Below are 16,429 nucleotides of genomic sequence, written 5' to 3'. Positions count from 1 at the left end.
TCCCTCCCGATTCCATGTTGACGATAACACAGACGCTTGCTACCGTGTTGACGTGAACATGACACAGGCAGCACCCGAGTCGCTCGGCGCCGGAGTGGTCAAGCGCTCGACGCGGCTGGCCGACGGGCGCGAGCTCATCTACTACGACGACCCGGGCACGACGCTCGGCGATGAGCGCGGCGTCGACGCCCGCACGCTCGACCCCCGCCCCGAGACCGCGACGATGCGCCTCGACATCCTGACCGGCGACTGGATCTCGGTCGCCGCCGCGCGCCAGAACCGCGCCTTCCTGCCGCCGGCCGAGCTCGACCCGCTGTCGCCGCAGACGCCGACGAATCCGAGCGAGATCCCGTCGCTCTACGACGTCGCCGTGTTCGAGAACAAATCGCCGTCGTTCGGCCCGGCTCTCGCCTACGCGCACGAGGGCGCGCCGGAGGGCGTCAACCCGCCGCGCGGCCTCGACGACCTCGAGGCGCTCGGCCTCGGCCGCACCCGGACGAGTGTCGGGCGCTGCGAGGTCGTGTGCTTCAGCCCCGAGCACGCGGGCTCGTTCGGCACCCAGTCGATCACGCGCGCCCGGACCGTCATCGAAGCGTGGGCCGACCGCACGGCGGCCCTGTCGGCGCTCCCCGGCGTCGAGCAGGTGTTCCCGTTCGAGAACCGCGGCGAGGCGATCGGCGTCACGCTCCCCCACCCGCACGGGCAGATCTACGCCTACCCGTACATCACGCCGCGCACGACGCGACTGCTCGACTCGATCGACCGGACCGCGCCCGACCTGTTCCAGCGCATCCTCGACTTCGAGCGCGACTCGGAGCGCGTCATCCTGCAAGGCGAGCACTGGACCGCCTTCGTGCCGTTCGCGGCCCGCTGGCCCCTCGAGGTGCACCTGCTGCCGCACCGTCATGTCGCGGACTTCACGGAGACCACGGATGCCGAGCGCGACGAGCTCGCACCGCTCTACCTGCGGCTCCTCCGCGGCGTCGACGCCCTCTACGACAGCCCCACGCCCTACATCGCGGCGTGGCACCAGGCCCCCGTGCACGTGGGCCGCGACACGGTCAGGATGCATCTCGAGCTCACGAGCCCGCGCCGTGCCGCCGACAAGCTGAAGTTCCTCGCCGGATCCGAGGCCGCCATGGGCGCCTGGATCGGCGACGTTCCCCCCGAGACCGCGGCCGCGCGACTGCGCGAGGCCGTCGAAGGAGTATCCCTGTGAGCACCACCCCCGAAGCCTCCGCCCGAGCGCTCTTCACCGAGCTGACGGGCGCCGAGCCCGCCGGCGTCTGGTCGTCACCCGGCCGCGTCAACCTCATCGGCGAGCACACCGACTACAACGACGGCTTCGTCTTCCCCTTCGCGATCGAGCACCGCACGTTCGTCGCGCTCGGGACGCGCGCCGACGACCGCATCCGCGTCGCGTCGACGTTCGACTCCGAGGTCGTGGAGGTCGCGCTGTCCGACCTCGTGTTCCCCGCGCTGCGCGACGAGGTCCCGGAGTGGGCGACCTATCCGCTCGGGGTCGCGTGGGCTCTCCTGCAGGGTCGGGATGCTGTCACCACCGGTGTCGACCTCGCGATCGCGTCCGACGTCCCGGTGGGCGCCGGGCTCTCGTCGTCGGCTGCGATCGAAGGCGCCGTCGCCTCGGCGCTCAACGACACGTGGGGACTCGGGCTCGACCGCGTCGCACTCGCGCAGATCGGCCGCACAGCAGAGAACGAAGCCGTCGGAGCCCCGACCGGCATCATGGACCAGATGACGTCGATGCTCGGCCGCGCCGACGCCGCGATCTTCCTCGACTGCCGCTCGCTCGACGCCGAGGTCGTCGACCTCGGCTTCGCCGCCGCGGGCCTCGAGCTGCTCGTGATCGACACGCAGGTCAAGCACTCGCACTCGACGGGCGGCTACCGCGAGCGCCGCGCCTCGTGCGAGCTGGGCGCCTCGACGATGGGCGTGCCGGCGCTGCGCGACCTCACGGTGGACGACCTGCCGCGCGCCGAGGAGCTCCTCGACGACGTGACGTTCCGCCGCGTCCGCCACGTCGTGACGGAGGATCAGCGCGTGCTCGACACCGTCCGGACGCTCCGCGAACAGGGCCCCGAGGCGATCGGCGACCTCCTCGTCGCCTCTCACGCGTCGATGCGCGATGACTTCGAGATCTCCGTGCCCGAGCTCGACACGGCCGTCGAGGCGGCGCTGTCGGCGGGAGCGGTCGGCGCGCGCATGACCGGCGGCGGCTTCGGCGGCGCCGCGATCGCCCTGGTCGCCCATGACCGTGCCGAGGCGGTGCGGGATGCTGTCACCTCCGCGTTCACAGCATCCGGTTTCCACGCTCCGCACATCTTCACCGTCACACCGTCCGAAGGCGCGCGCCGCGACTCCTGACCTCGCGCCCCTCTCGGCGCGCGAGCGGAGGGCAACAGACCGGCGGAGGACTGTTCCGCCGAAGTCGTCCTCCCCTCCTCGGATCCCCTCCCGCCACCTCGGCGAGCGGAGGATCGGATGCCCCGGCGCACACCGTACCGAGTCATCCGTCATCCGCGGACCTCGAGCCCTCCAGCACTCGACACGCTCGTGGACCGATGAACAGGCGGGTGTCGCATGCCGTAACCCTCGCCGCAACCCCTGGCGTGGCGGCGAGGGTCGCTCCTATCGTCGAGTCCGGGCCGAGGCATCCGGACTCTCGGCGGAAGAGGAAGAACGTGTCGCACATCACCGTCGGAACCGAGAACTCGGTCGACATCAAGCTCTTCTACACCGACCAGGGGTCGGGGCAGCCCGTCGTGCTCATCCACGGCTTCCCGCTCAACGGCGAATCGTGGGGCAGGCAGGCCGCCGCGCTCCTGGACGCCGGATTCCGCGTCATCGCGTACGACAGGCGGGGCTTCGGCGCGTCGACGAAGGCCGGAACGGGCTATGACTACGACACCTTCGCCGCCGACCTCGACAAGCTGCTGACCCAGCTCGACCTCCAGGACGTCATCCTCGTCGGGTTCTCGATGGGCACGGGCGAGATCGCCCGCTACCTCTCGACCTATGGCAGTGCGCGCGTCGCGAAGGCCGCGTTCCTCGGCTCGCTGGAACCGTACCTGCTCAAGACGGACGACAATCCCGAGGGCGCCGGCCCGCAGGAGTTCTTCGACGGCATCGCGGCCTCGGTCGCGAAGGACCGCTGGGCGTTCCTTTCCGGCTTCTACAAGGACTTCTACAACCTCGACGAGAATCTCGGATCGCGGGTCTCGCAGGAGGCGCTGGATGCCAGCATCCAGGTCGCCAACCACGCAGGGAACGTCGCGCTCGCGGCCGCGCCGCTCACGTGGCCCACGGACTTCCGGGCCGACATCCCCAAGGTCGACGTGCCGACGCTCATCCTGCATGGCACGGCCGACAACATCCTGCCGATCGACGTCACGGCCCGCCGCTTCAAGGACCTGCTGCCCGACGCGACCTACGTCGAGATCGAGGGCGCGCCGCACGGCCTGCTGCTGACCCACGCCGACGAGGTCAACGAGCACCTGCTCGCCTTCGTGAAGGGCTGATCCTCCGCTGCGCGGGATGAGGGGAGGAGACCTGGCGGGCGGAGGACGCTTCCGCGGGATCCGGCCTCCGCTCCTCGGATCGCCTCCCTCCGTCAAGGCGACGGGAGGAGACGGATGCCGCGGCACAGCGCGTGCCGCGGCATCCGCCACCCCGTCACCCCGAGCCGCCGACTTCGCGCCGGCCGACGGCATTCGGTTTACTCGACTCATGTCACGAAGAGCACCCTCCGCGAAAGACGCCGCGGATGTCTAAGCCCGCCGGTCCCGTCGTCCGGATCGGGCCGGGCGAGGTCCGCGGGTTCTGGCGCGGCGAGCCCGGCGCGCCCGGGGCATCGGCCGCGTTCCTCGGCATCCCGTTCGCCCGGGCCCCCATCGGCGAGCTGCGGTTCGGCGCGCCGGTGCCGCCCGAGCCGTGGGACGGCGTCCGCGACGCGCTCGAGTACGGCGCGACGGCGCAGCGCGGCGACACCGGCATCACGCTCATCCCCGAGCCGTCGGTGCCCGGCGATGGGACGCTCAACGTCAACGTCTTCACCCCGCGGCCGGGAGAGCGGGATGCTGCGCTCCCCGTCCTCGTCTACATCCACGGCGGCGGCTACGTCGCGGGGTCCCCCGCGAGCCCCTGGTACGACGGCCGCGCGTTCAACCGCGACGGCATCGTGACGGTCACGGTGTCGTACCGCCTCGGGTTCGACGGCTTCGGGCACATCGCGGGCGCCCCGAGCAACCGCGGAGTGCGCGACCAGCTCGCCGCCCTCGAGTGGGTGCAGGCGAACATCGCGGCGTTCGGCGGCGACCCCGGCCGCGTCACGATCGCCGGCCAGTCGGCGGGCGGCGACGCCGTCCTGACCCTGCTCGGCATGCCGGCGGCCCAGCACCTCTTCCACGCCGTGTGGGCGCTCTCCCCCGCGCTCGGCGATGTCACGGCAGAGCGCGCCCGGACGCTCTCGGCCAAGCTCGCGAATCTCGCAGGGGTCCCGCCCACCCGGGAGGGTTTCGCGTCGGTGCCCGAGGACCGCCTGCACGCGCTGCAGGACGCGGCGGCGGCGCACGACTTCCAGAATCCGCGCTCGGGCGTGCGCTCGGTGCTCGCGGACGGGCTCGCATGGGCCCCGGCTATCGACGGGGATCTGCTCGCCCAGCCGACCCTGGAGTCGATCCGGGCGGGCGTCGGCGCGGACAAGCCGCTCGTCCTCGGCACGACCGACGACGAGTTCACGATGATCATGGACCGCGCGAAGGGCCGCATGCGGTTCGTGCCGGCATCCCCCGCCCTGCGTTGGCTCGGCCTTTCCCGCGAAGTGAGGCGCGCGTATCTCGCCGCGAATCCGGCGCAGCGCAGAAAGGGCACGGCCGCGCTCGTCGGCCGGCTCGTGAGCGACCGGGTCTTCCGCACGGGGGTCGTCCGCGTCGCCGAGGCACGTGCGGATGATCTCGACAGGCGCGGTTCGGGCGCACTCGATCCGGCGGCCGCCCCGACCTGGGCCTACCGCTTCGCCTGGCCGTCGCCCACGCGCACGTGGGCGCTGCACTGCCTCGACGTGCCGTTCTGGTTCGACTGCCTGGACGAGCCGCACGTCGCGGCCATCGCGGGCGACGACCCGCCCCGAGCCCTGGCCGCGGCGCTGCACGGCGCGGCGGCTGCGTTCATCCGCGAGGCCGATCCGGGCTGGACGAGCTGGTCCGGCGGCCGGACGCGGATCTTCGGCGGCGACCCGACGAAGCCCGAGGTCGACCCCGACGGCTACGCGAGCGTCCGCCCGCTCCTCTGACCTGCCCGCCACGCGCGAGACTTCACGAACGGGGCCCGGTTCGGCGTGTCGACCCCCATTCGTGAAGTCTCGCGAGAGGCCGGCGTCAGGCCTCGAGGACCTCGGCGTGCGGCATCCGGGACCGCATGACGGCGATCGCCTCGGGGTTCGCGTCGACGAGGACGGCGTCGCGGCCGAGCGCCGACGCGACGGCGCCCGTCGTGCCGCTGCCCGCGAAGAAGTCCAGCACGCGGTCGCCGGGCCGCGTCGAGGCCTGGATGATGCGGCGGAGGATCCCCTCCGGCTTCTGCGTCGGATACCCCGTCTTCTCGCGGCCCGTCGTCGGAACGATGGTGTGCCACCACACGTCCGTCGGGAGCTTGCCGCGCTCGGCCTTCTCGGGTGTGACGAGGCCCGGAGCCATGTACGGCTCGCGGTCGACAGCATCCGAGTCGAACCAGTACCGCTGCGGATCCTTGACGTACACGAGGATCGTGTCGTGCTTCGTCGGCCAGCGCTTGCGCGTCTTGGCGCCGTAGTCGTAGGCCCAGATGAGCTCGTTGAGGAACCGCTCGCGTCCGAACAGCGCGTCCATCAGGACCTTGGCGTAGTGCGCCTCGCGGTAGTCGAGGTGGAGGTAGAGCGTGCCGTCGGGCGCGAGCAGCCGCCATGCCTCGGCCAGGCGCGGCTCCAGGAAGCCCCAATAGTCGTCGAACCGGTCGTCGTACGCGCGCAGGTCTCCGCGCAGCCGCTCGTACTCGCGCCCGTGGAACCCGCGCCGGACGACAGCATCCCCCCTCCCCTCCCCGATCTGTCCGCGAGACTGCATCGGGGCGCCGAGACTGCGTTCCTCTGCAGCTGTCTCGGTGCTCGGGTGCAGTCTCGCGGAATGAGGAGGGGCGAGTGGGGATGCGGCGGAGCGGGCCGTCTCGAGGGCCTTCGACTGAGGCCGACCCGTGTTGAACGGCGGGTCGAGGTAGATGAGCGTGAAGGACTCGTCGGCGAAGCCGCGGATGATCCCGAGGTTGTCGCCCTCGTGGATCTCGACCCGGCCGGGAACGACCGGGTCGGTCACGGCACGCGGTGCAGCCACGCGTCCGTCGCGAACTTGGACGCGACGAGGGCCTCCGCCTCGGCGTACTCGTCCTCCGTGATGTGCCCCGGCGTCGCGCCGTACAGGGTCGTGAATGTCTCTTTGAGCTTCTCGATGACGGCCTCGCGGGGCAGGCCGGTCTGCCGGCGCAGCGGATCGACGCGCTTGGCCGCCGACGCCGTGCCCTTGTCGCTGAGCTTCTCGCGGCCGATGCGCAGCACCTCGGTCATCACCTGGCCGTCCATGTCGTAGCTGAGGGTCGCGTGGTGCAGGACTCCGCCGTTGGCGAGGCGCTTCTGGGCGGCCCCGCCGATCTTGCCCTGAGGGCTCGCGATGTCGTTGAGGGGCTGGTAGGTCGCGTCGATGCCGAGTGCGCGCAGCGCCTGCAGCACCCAGTCGTCGAGGAACGCGTACGAGTCCGCGAACGTCATGCCCGAGACGAGGGATGCCGGCACGTACAGCGAGTACGTCACGATCGAGTTCGCCGCCATGAGCATGGCGCCCCCGCCCGAGATGCGGCGCACGACGTCGAACCCGTGCCGCGCGGCGCCCTCGGGGTCGACCTCGTTCCGGTACGACTGGAACGAGCCGATGACGACGGCGGACTCGTTCCACTCCCACAGCCGCAGCGTCGGCGTGCGGCGGCCTTCGCCGACGCGGCCCGTCAGGACCTCGTCCAGCGCGAGGTTCATGCGCGGCGAGACGGGCTTGTCGTGCACGATCTCCCACTCGAAGTCGCGCCAGCCGGGGGCTGTCACGAGCGCGCGGCGGATGGCCGTGCCCACCGACTCCGGCGTGAAGCCGAGCAGCTGCGCGCCGTCGGGAAGAGCCGCACGCACGGCGCCCGCGATGGTCGCGACATCCGCCTCCTGGGGCAGGCCGTTGACGGCGGCGTCGATGTCGAGGAGGGCGTCATCGGGCTCGAGGAAGAAGTCGCCCGCGAGGTGGAAGTCGGCGATGCGCCCGTCGCGCACCTCGAGGTCGACGACGACGAGCTTTCCGCCGGGCACCTTGTATTCGCCGTGCATCCCCACAGCCTATTCAGCGGGGTCGGGTCGCGGACGCCGGAGGCGGTTCAGGATGCTGTCACCCGGGCCTGCTAGGTTGGATGCGCGGCTCCCGAGCTGCTGCGTCGACGTCTTGATCCGGGCCTCCCCGCCCGGACACGGTTCCTGAGCTTGTCGAAGGGCGATCGGCGAACCGATGCGCGAACCCGCGCCGTCGCCCCTCCTCCGCACCGCAGCACAGACCTGCGCGCGTGCGCCTTCACGAAAGCATCTCCATGCCCTCCTTCCTCGAACTCGGCGTGCCCGAGAACCTCGCCGCGGTCCTCGCGGCCGACGGCAAGACCGAGCCGTTCGCAATCCAGCGCGACACCCTCCCCGACGCCCTCGCGGGCCGCGACGTCCTCGGCCGCGGCCGCACGGGCTCGGGCAAGACGATCGCCTTCTCCCTCCCCCTCGTCGCGCGCCTGTCGGGCAAGAATGCGGCCCGCCGCACGCCCGGACGCCCCCGCGGTCTCGTCCTGGCGCCGACCCGCGAGCTCGCGACGCAGATCGCCGCGACGATCGCGCCGCTGGCCCAGGCTACGGGTCTGACCGTCACCACGATCTTCGGCGGCGTGAGCCAGAAGCCGCAGGAGCAGGCGCTGCGCGCCGGCGTCGACATCGTCGTGGCGTGCCCCGGCCGCCTCGAGGACCTCATGAAGCAGAAGCTCGTCGACCTCAGCGCCGTCGAGATCTCGGTGCTCGACGAAGCCGACCACATGGCCGACCTCGGCTTCCTCCCGGGCGTCACGCGCATCCTCGCCGCGACCCCGCAGGGCGGGCAGCGGATGCTGTTCAGCGCGACGCTCGACCGCGGTGTCGACGTGCTCGTCAAGCGGTTCCTGCGCGATGAGGTGCTCCACGAGGTGGACGAGGCCAGCGTTCCGCAGGGCGTGATGACGCACCGCGTCTTCATCGTCGCCGGCACGGACGAGAAGACGGCGCTCGTGCGTCACCTCGCGTCGGGCCGCGGACGCCGCATCCTCTTCACGCGCACGAAGCACCAGGCCAAGAAGCTCGCGAAGCAGCTCACGGCCTCGGGCATCCCGGCCGTCGACCTGCACGGCAACCTCGGGCAGAACGCGCGCGAGCGCAACCTCGCCGCCTTCGGCGCTCCCGTCGAGGACGGCGGTGTGCGCGTCCTCGTGGCGACGGATGTCGCAGCCCGCGGGGTGCACGTCGACGAGGTCGAGCTCGTGGTCCACGTCGACCCGCCCGTCGAGCACAAGGCGTATCTGCACCGCTCGGGGCGCACGGCCCGCGCCGGCGCGGAGGGCGTCGTCGTGACGGTCGCGCTCGACGCACAGCGCGGCGAGGTCAAGGACCTGCTGCGCAAGGCGAAGGTCTCGGCCGCGCTCGAGCCTGTCACGGCCGCGCACACGTCCGTCTCCGACCTCGTGGGCGACCCCGCCCCGCACGTCGCGCCGTCGGCCGCGCCCGCGCATCGCACGGCCGCGAAGCCCGCCAACAAGCCCGCGGGCTCCAACCCGGGCGGCGGCTCGGGCCGTCGCCGCGGTAAGTCCGGCGGCGCCGCCCAGCCCGGCCGCGACGGCCAGGCGAGCACCGCGCAGGCTCGCGGCGGCCAGCCCGCCGGTCAGGGCCGCGGCGTTCAGTCCGCAGGCCGGGGCCGCGACGGCCAGCCCGCCGGTCAGGGCCGTGGCCAGCGCTCCGCGCAGGCCCGCACGCAGGGCGGCTCGACGCAGGGTCAGGCCAAGCGCCAGGACCAGCCGGCGCGCCCGCGCTTCACGACGGGCAGCACGGTCGCGGAGATCCGCGGAGCCCGTACGCCCAACCGTCGCGCACGAGGCTGAGCGCACAGCATCCCTCTTCCCGCGAGACAACTTCTCGCTCAAGGGCCGGGCGCGAGCGGCGGAGGGAGCGGGCGGGGGGATGAGCCCGCTCCCGCCGCGGTCAGTCGGACGTGCAGGCCTGCCCGTCGAGCCAGAAGATCCACGGCTGCTCGGCCGCGCCCTTGACGCTCAGCACCGTGTCGGGCGCGTTGCCCGGCTTCGAGCCCGAACCCGCGACAGACGCGATGTGGCCGGTCTGAGAGACCTTCGCGTGCGTGGCCTTCGTCGCCTTCTGATCGGCCGACCACCAGAACCACACGGCCCACGGGCCGTCTGCCCCATCGACCCGAACCCGCGCGGCCGCGGCCTTGCCCGAGCCCGTCGCATCCCACGACACGTGGCAGTGCAGCGCCGCGAGGCCCGGCTCGGCGAACTCGATGAGCTCACGCGCCTGCTCGGCGAACCACTGCCCGGCCGCGGGGTCTTCGATGCCGCGCTCGGGGTCGAGCGGTCCGCCCGTGCCGCGGTAGCACTTGCCGTCCGACTCGCCCGGGACCTTGATCCACAGGTACGCGTCGAGCAACGCGACGCCCGTCTCCGTCGTGGGGCGGGCGCCGAGGCCGCGGGCCGGCGGGTTGCACCAGTCCTCGGGGTCGGAATAGACGCCGTCCGGGGCGTCCCACGGGCCCACGCCGTTCCGGCTCGTGTCGATGACGAAGTGCGTCGTCGGGTCGGTCCCGCCGAGCGCGTCGGCGAACCGCTGCGTCGGCCCCGTCGCGTCCAGCGCGGGGTCGGGGTTGCCCAGCGTCCACTCGCCGTAGTTCGACAGCGCGACGCCCTGCCAGTTGCTGCCCGCCCAGCCGTTCCAGTACTGGTTGGGGCAGCTGCCGGGGCCTGCGCCCTTCTCGGTGACCAGCGCGATGCACGACGAGATCCACGAGCCGTAGAACGTGAGGTTCGGCGTGTAGTTGTAGTTCGAGGCGTTGAGGTAGAAGCCGTCCGCCCTCTCGACTCCGGCCTTGAGCAGCCGGTCGGTGATGTCGCCGACGTTGAGCCAGCCACTGTGCGTGCCGTCCAGGTAGACCGAGGTCGCCGCGAGCGATCCGAGCGCGTCGACGGCGTGGTTGAGCTGCGCGAATCGGTCGCTCGCGGCCGTCGCGGGGTCGGCCTCGGCGGGCTTGCACCACTCGGCGGTGCCCTCGAAGGTCGTGTACCAGGGGATGATGCCGAGCCCGTCCGGCTCGAGGATCACCGTCGCCGGCCGATCGCCGATCCCCGCCGCGAAGGCGTCGATCCACGCCTCGTACTCGGCGGTCGAGGTGGCACCGCCCGCCGAGTACTGCGCGCAGTCGCGGAAGGGCAGGTTGTACGCGACGAGCACGGGCATCGCACCCGCCTCGGTCGCGCGGTCGACGTACAGGCGGGCCGCCGCCTCGACCTCTTCCGGCGTGCCCTTCGTGAACCACTCGGCGGACGGGATGCTGCCCAGCAGCTGCGCGTCGTCACGCGCCTGTCCGCCGAGCGCCTGCGCGGCCTCCAGGGTCGTGCTGAACGGATTGACGAACAGGTCGGCGCCGGCAAGTCCCGGCTCGTCGGCGTGCGCCGGCGTGATGGCGATGAAGGATGCCGCGGCCAGGGCCGTGGCGGCGCCGACGGCCGCAAGGGCACGCCGGGCTCGAGATGTGGTCATGTCGCTCCAGGGGGTCATCGTCGACTCCGGCCGCATCGTCGCGGACGGCCATGCGAGGCGTGGGAGCGCTCCCACAACTTCGCTAACAGCCAGAATGGCCCCACTTCGGGGGCGGCGTCAATGGCCGGGTAACAGCATCCCGTCTCGAACACACCGCAAGGGCGCTCAGTCGCGTGCGGGGAACCTCTTGTCGAGCCACGCGAGGACGTCGGCGCGGACGTCGGCCTGCATGACCTCGTTGAAGATCTCGTGGCGCGCGCCGGGGTAGACGAGCGTCGTGATGTCGGTCAGACCAGACCGAGTGCGGTAGGTGTCGGCGAGCTTGTGGACGCTCCGCGGGCCACCGACGGTGTCGTCGCGCCCGACCAGGAGGAGGAGAGGGAGGTCATGCAGGTTCTTGCGCGGCATGCCCATGATCTTCATGACCTCGATGGGACCGAAGAGCTCGAGGGGCGACTTGTCGGTCGTCAGCGGATCGTCGAGGAACGCCGCGCCGACCGCCGGATCGGAGGCCAGCCACTCGACCCCGGTCGAGGTGTCCGAGTCCCAGGGCTTGTTGTGGCCCCCCGTGCGGAGCCACCCGGGCATGCGCAGGGCCGACCCCGACAGGATGAAGCCGTCGAACCCGTCCGAGTGCTCATTGATGAGCTTCTGGGTGAGAAACGAGCCGCCCGAGTGCCCGAGGACGACCAGTGGCAGCCCGGGGTTCTCCTCGCGGGCGACCTGGGACAGGTGCCAGACTGCGGCGAGCGTCGCGGCGACGCCGCCCGGACCGAGACGCCCGAGCTTCTCGACGTCGTCGCCGTGCTGCTTCATGCCGGTGCGCCCGTGCCCGCGCAGGTCGCCGGCGTAGACGCTGTACCCGTTCGAGGTCAGCGCCTCGATCAGCGCCGCGTACCTCCCGGAGTGCTCCCCCACGCCGTGCACGAGCTGGACGACCGCGCGCGGCGAGGTCTTCGCGGGGTGGACGTCGTAGACGATCGCGATGCCGTGCGCATCGGTGAACTCGGGCATGCGCACGAGTCTAGAGCCGTGGGATGCCGGAGTCCGGCGTCGACGACAGCCTCCACGCGCTTTACTTAGCAAAGCTAATGAGCTAGGCTAACGGTTCTGATGACGACTTCCGCGAGCCCTGACACAGACACCGAAAACGCCACCGAAGACCTCGCCGCCGAAGCATCCGAAGTCCGGATCGCCACATTCCGGCTCGCCCGCCGCCTCCGTGCGGAGCGCGCCGTCGACTCGATGAGCGACGCCCAGTTCGCCGTCCTCGCGACCCTCAAGATCCACGGCCCTCACACGCTCGGCGACCTCGCCGAGCGCGAGCGCGTGTCCGCGCCCTCCATGAACCGCACCGTCAACTGCCTCGAGGAGTCGGGGTACCTCACCCGCACCCCCGACGACGTCGACCGTCGCAAGGTGAACATCGCCGTGACGGATGCCGGCCGCGGCGTCGTGGAAGAGACGGCGCGTCGCCGCGACGCGTGGCTCGAGGGGGTGCTCGGCGAACTGCCTCCCGCCAAGCGCGTGCTGCTGCGCCAGGCCGCCGAGGTCATGCTGGAGGTGGCGGGCCTGTGAGCGCGATGTTCCGGTCGTTCTCGGCCTTCAACTACCGGGTCTGGTTCATCGGGGCCATCGTCTCGAACGTCGGCGCGTGGATGCAGAACACCGCCCTCAGCTGGGTCGTCCTCACCGAGCTCACCGACAACGACGCCGCCGCGATGGGCATCACGATGGCGCTGCAGTTCGCGCCGCCGCTCCTCCTCGTGGGGGTCACGGGGTGGGTCGCCGACCGCTTCGACCGCCGCAGACTGCTCATGGTGACGCAGACCCTGCTGCTCCTGCTCGGCGCCGCGATCGGCATCCTGCTGCTGACCGGCGTCATGACGCTCACGATCATGTATGCCTTCGCGCTCGCGCTCGGCCTCGTCGCGGCCTTCGACAACCCGAGCCGGCAGGCCTTCGTCTCGGATCTCGTGACGCGCGAGAACGCCTCGAACGCCGTCGCGCTCAACGCCGCCTCGTTCAACGGCGCGCGCATGATCGGCCCCGCGGTCGCGGGCCTGGTCATCGTCGCGGTCGGGACGGGCTGGGTCTTCCTCGTCAACGGCGTCGCGTTCCTCGGCATGATCGCCGCGCTCTTCCTCATCCGGCCGCACGAGCTCGTTCCGCGCGCGAAGGGGCAGGGCGCCGGGCGCCTCGCCGACGGCTTCCGCTACGTGGGCAAGCGCCCCGACCTCATGGTCGCGTTCGCCATGGTGTTCCTGATCGGAGCGTTCGGCATGAACTTCCCGATCTTCGCCTCGACGATGGCGCTCGAGTTCGGGCAGGACGCCGACGGCTACGGCCTGCTGAGCTCGATCCTCGCGATCGGCTCGCTCGTCGGCGCGCTCATGGCGGCTCGCCGCGACCAGGCGCGCATCCGCGTCGTCGTCGCCGCGACCCTGCTGTTCTCGGCCGCGGCGACGGTCTCGGCCTTCATGCCGACCTACTGGCTCTACGCCGTGACGCTCATGGTGACGGGTTTCTCGGTCGTGACGATGCTCACCACGGCGAACGGCTACATCCAGACGACGACGGATCCGGTGCTGCGCGGCCGGGTCATGGCGCTGTACATGGCGATCCTCATGGGTGGCACCCCCATCGGCGCGCCCATCGTCGGCTGGGTCGCGGCGCAGTACGGACCGCGCGTCGCGATCCTCCTCGGCGCGGGCGCGGCCCTGGTCGCGTTCTCGATCGGAGCGACCTGGATGCTGTCATCCGGCCGCGTCCGCCGCGACGAGACGCGACGGTTCCGGCTCACGATCGACGAGACGCTGCCCCTGCGGGTCGTGACGCCCGAGGATTTCAGCGACCAGGTCGCCGCGACGACCCCGATCCCGCTCGCCCGCGACGCCCGCAGCGCCTGAGCCCGCCGGTCCGCAGCGCCCCGCGCCCCCCGTCCCGCAGCGCCCGAGATCGCCGAACCCACCCTTTCACCGCGAACCCACCCGTTCTCGTCGACCGGAACGGGTGGGTTCGCGCGAAAGAGGTGGGTTCGCGGGCGGGAGGTGGTCAGGCGGCGGCGACGGAGACGGATGCTGTCGCAAGGCCGTCCGCCGAGACCGTCACCGTGATCGAACCGGGGGCGGTCGGGCGGACCACGGCGAGCGCGCGGCCGTCGTAGGTCGTCACCGACCGGCCCGAGAAGGGCTCCTCGGTGGCGGCCCGGCCCGTGCCGAGGCCGGCGAGGACGGCAGGGCCCTCCACCTCGACCGTCACGAGCACGTCGGCGTCGCACGGGACGACGCCATGGGCGTCCTCGAGCGTGATCGAGACGAAGGCGAGGCCGTCCGCGGCGATCTCGGATGCCTCCGGGCGAGCGGCGAGGGCCACCTCGCGCGCCGACCGCAGCGTGTGTCGGCCGGTCTCCGTGCCATCCCGCCGTGCGACGGCGACGAGCTCGCCGGGCCGGTACTCCGTCACGAACCGCGCGATGAACGCCTTGTGCTCGCCGACGGGCGCGACGCCGAGAGACGCGCCGCCGAGGAGCAGCTCGACCTCGTCGGCGGGCGCGTACACGTCGACCACGACGGGGGCGCCGGGAGCGGCATCCCACGTCCACGATGCGACCGAGTCATCCCACGACCACGGGGTCGTGAAGACGGGACGCCCGTGGTGCTGCGGGCGATGCACCGCGATGTACGGGTCGGTGCGCAGGCCGTACACGATCTCGCGGTAGTACGAGACGGTGCGGCGGAAGCCCGTGATGTCGAGGTCGCCGCACTCGGCCGTGAGGTACGGGTAGGGCCCGGCCGTGCCGGTCGGCTCATAGCCCTCGACGTCGGTGTAGTCCACACGGCCGATGCCGGCTTCGCCGAGATAGTCCCAGCCCGTCCACGTGAAGTCGCCGATGACGTGCGGGAGGCGCTGCACGAGCTCCCACATGACGTCGATCTTCTCGGGAAACGTCTCGGAGCCGACGATGACCCGGTGCGGGAAGAGCTCGGCATCCAGCTCGTAGCGCGAGTCGGCGTAGTTGAAACCCACGACGTCGAGGACGGATGCCGATTCCTCCGTCGACTCCGTCACGAGCGTCGACGCGTTCATGCGCGCCATCTGCTCGCCCATGCCCGCCATCATGGTGTTCGGGTCGGACTTCTCGGCTTCGGCCATGGCCTCCGACATACGGTCGAGGTTTGCGATGATCCCGTTGATGCCGTTCGTGACGAACCGCGTGTCGTCCAGCGCGCGGATGCCCTCCGCGAGACGCCGGCCCCACGCGGCCCCGGCCGGCGTGCCGAGCTCGAGGATCTCGTTGCCGATGGAGTACAGCACGACGCTCGGATGATTGAAGTCCTTCGCGACGAGGGCTGCGACATCCCGCTCCCACCGATCGGGGAACGATCCCGCGACGTCGAACGCCGTCTTGGAGCGCGTCCACACGTCGGTCAGCTCGTCCATGACGAGCACGCCGTGCCGGTCGCACGCGTCGAGCATCGCGCGGCTCATCGGGTTGTGGGCGCTGCGCAGCGCGTTGAAGCCGGCGTCCTTGAGCAGCCGGACGCGGCGGTCCTCAGCTGCGCCGATCGTTGCGGCGCCGAGCGGGCCGTTGTCGTGGTGCACGCACGCGCCGCGGAGATTCGCGACCTCGCCGTTGATGCGCAGGCCGTGCTGCGGATCCAGCTGCAGTCGGCGGATGCCGAAATGCGCCGTGTCGCGATCGATGTGCGCGCCCTGCTCGTCGAAGAGGGTCGCATCGACGACGTGCAGAGCCGGGTCGTCGACGCTCCACAGGCGCGGGGACGGGACGACGAGGCGGGCGCGCGCCGTCGCGGTCGTGCCGGGCAGCACAGTGACGGGCGCGGACGTCGTCGCGAGTTCGTGTCCGTCGGGGCTCGAGATCGACCACTCCACGCGCGTCGTGACGGTGCGGCGCGTGTCGTTCGCGACGGTCGCGGCGAGCGCGACCACGGCGCGCTCGGCATCGATGTCGGGCGTCGTGACGCGCAGTCCGCCGAGGGCGAGATGCACGGGATCGGCGACGAGCAGATGCACGGGGCGATAGATTCCCGCACCGGAATACCACCGGCTGTCCTTGTGCGCCTTGGCCTCGACAGTGAGCCGGTTGGCTTCGCCGAAGCGCAGGTACGGGTCGAGGACCGCCGTGAAGGCCGTGTAGCCGTTCGGCTCATGCGCGACGAGATCGCCGTTGAGGAATACCGAGGCATCGCGGTAGACGCCCTCGAACTCGAGGACGACGGTCCTGTCGCGCCACTCTTCCGGCACGTCGAGGCTTTTCTCGTACTCGAAGACGCCGCCCGGGTGGTACCCCGTGTGCACGCCCTGATCGCTGTCGGCCGAGCGCGGCAGGTCGCGGATCGCGTCGTGCGGGAGCATGACGGGCTTGGCGGACTCGGGGCCGCGCGCCTCGAACGCGCCGAGCTTGGGGCCGACGGTCCAGCCGTCGTGGAAGGGGATCCGGATCACGACTTCCGTTATATACAGAATCCCGAGTGACCGCTAGATTTTAAGCAACAT

General features: G+C 71.4%; 12 protein-coding genes. 7 read left to right on the top strand and 5 right to left on the bottom strand.

Annotated features, from left to right (window positions below; all coding sequences use genetic code 11):
• Nucleotides 1-58 precede the first annotated feature (58 nt).
• The 4 genes from galT to ABZ477_RS13315 all read left to right on the top strand — a co-directional run bounded on the left by galT (nucleotide 59) and on the right by ABZ477_RS13315 (nucleotide 5,311).
• Entirely contained in the window at nucleotides 59-1,219 is a 1,161-nt protein-coding gene (gene galT / locus ABZ477_RS13330; protein ID WP_360133941.1) for a galactose-1-phosphate uridylyltransferase, read from the top strand.
• Nucleotides 1,216-2,385 (top strand): galactokinase, encoded by a 1,170-nt coding sequence (gene galK, locus ABZ477_RS13325; protein WP_360133686.1) that lies wholly within the window; start codon nucleotides 1,216-1,218, stop codon nucleotides 2,383-2,385. The genes galT and galK overlap by 4 nt, the downstream gene beginning before the upstream one ends.
• A 317-nt stretch (nucleotides 2,386-2,702) precedes the next feature.
• Nucleotides 2,703-3,539 (top strand): alpha/beta hydrolase, encoded by an 837-nt coding sequence (locus tag ABZ477_RS13320; RefSeq protein WP_360133683.1) that lies wholly within the window; start codon nucleotides 2,703-2,705, stop codon nucleotides 3,537-3,539.
• Nucleotides 3,540-3,784: 245 nt separating this feature from the next.
• The gene (locus ABZ477_RS13315; RefSeq protein WP_360133681.1) at nucleotides 3,785-5,311 is read left to right on the top strand and encodes a carboxylesterase family protein; all 1,527 of its coding nucleotides are present in this window, start codon (nucleotides 3,785-3,787) and stop codon (nucleotides 5,309-5,311) included.
• An 85-nt stretch (nucleotides 5,312-5,396) separates the two neighbouring features.
• Here ABZ477_RS13315 and ABZ477_RS13310 read toward each other — a convergent pair whose 3' ends face one another.
• Nucleotides 5,397-6,383 (bottom strand): site-specific DNA-methyltransferase, encoded by a 987-nt coding sequence (locus tag ABZ477_RS13310; RefSeq protein ID WP_360133678.1) that lies wholly within the window; start codon nucleotides 6,381-6,383, stop codon nucleotides 5,397-5,399.
• Nucleotides 6,362-7,411: a lipoate--protein ligase family protein gene (locus ABZ477_RS13305; protein ID WP_360133675.1), complete on the bottom strand. Its 1,050-nt coding sequence runs from the start codon at nucleotides 7,409-7,411 to the stop codon at nucleotides 6,362-6,364. Before ABZ477_RS13305 ends, ABZ477_RS13310 begins: the two co-directional genes overlap by 22 nt.
• A 254-nt stretch (nucleotides 7,412-7,665) precedes the next feature.
• On the opposite strand from ABZ477_RS13305, the gene ABZ477_RS13300 reads away from it, so the two are divergent.
• Nucleotides 7,666-9,240, top strand: coding sequence for a DEAD/DEAH box helicase (locus tag ABZ477_RS13300; RefSeq protein WP_360133672.1), 1,575 nt, complete (start codon nucleotides 7,666-7,668; stop codon nucleotides 9,238-9,240).
• 100 nt (nucleotides 9,241-9,340) lie between these two features.
• Here ABZ477_RS13300 and ABZ477_RS13295 read toward each other — a convergent pair whose 3' ends face one another.
• Together ABZ477_RS13295 and ABZ477_RS13290 are read right to left on the bottom strand one after the other, a co-directional pair.
• Nucleotides 9,341-10,909, bottom strand: a complete 1,569-nt coding sequence (locus ABZ477_RS13295; protein WP_360133669.1) for a glycoside hydrolase family 6 protein — start codon at nucleotides 10,907-10,909, stop codon at nucleotides 9,341-9,343.
• 165 nt (nucleotides 10,910-11,074) lie between these two features.
• On the bottom strand, nucleotides 11,075-11,923 hold the full coding sequence (locus ABZ477_RS13290; protein ID WP_360133666.1) for an alpha/beta hydrolase: 849 nt from the start codon (nucleotides 11,921-11,923) through the stop codon (nucleotides 11,075-11,077).
• A 99-nt stretch (nucleotides 11,924-12,022) separates the two neighbouring features.
• On the opposite strand from ABZ477_RS13290, the gene ABZ477_RS13285 reads away from it, so the two are divergent.
• Together ABZ477_RS13285 and ABZ477_RS13280 are read left to right on the top strand one after the other, a co-directional pair.
• Nucleotides 12,023-12,487 carry a MarR family transcriptional regulator gene (locus ABZ477_RS13285; RefSeq protein WP_360133663.1) on the top strand — a complete coding sequence of 155 codons (465 nt, stop codon included), beginning with the start codon at nucleotides 12,023-12,025 and terminating at the stop codon, nucleotides 12,485-12,487.
• A 5-nt stretch (nucleotides 12,488-12,492) separates the two neighbouring features.
• Nucleotides 12,493-13,818, top strand: coding sequence for an MFS transporter (locus ABZ477_RS13280; RefSeq protein WP_360133938.1), 1,326 nt, complete (start codon nucleotides 12,493-12,495; stop codon nucleotides 13,816-13,818).
• A gap of 145 nt (nucleotides 13,819-13,963) precedes the next feature.
• Here ABZ477_RS13280 and ABZ477_RS13275 read toward each other — a convergent pair whose 3' ends face one another.
• On the bottom strand, nucleotides 13,964-16,378 hold the full coding sequence (locus tag ABZ477_RS13275) for a glycoside hydrolase family 2 TIM barrel-domain containing protein (RefSeq protein ID WP_360133660.1): 2,415 nt from the start codon (nucleotides 16,376-16,378) through the stop codon (nucleotides 13,964-13,966).
• Between the last annotated feature and the right edge of the window lie 51 nt (nucleotides 16,379-16,429).

It is taken from the genome of Microbacterium sp. NPDC019599, assembly GCF_040632175.1.
Taxonomy (GTDB): domain Bacteria; phylum Actinomycetota; class Actinomycetes; order Actinomycetales; family Microbacteriaceae; genus Microbacterium.
The sequence above is the reverse complement of the archived record's forward strand: the minus strand, read 5'-3'. Positions and strand labels throughout refer to the sequence as shown.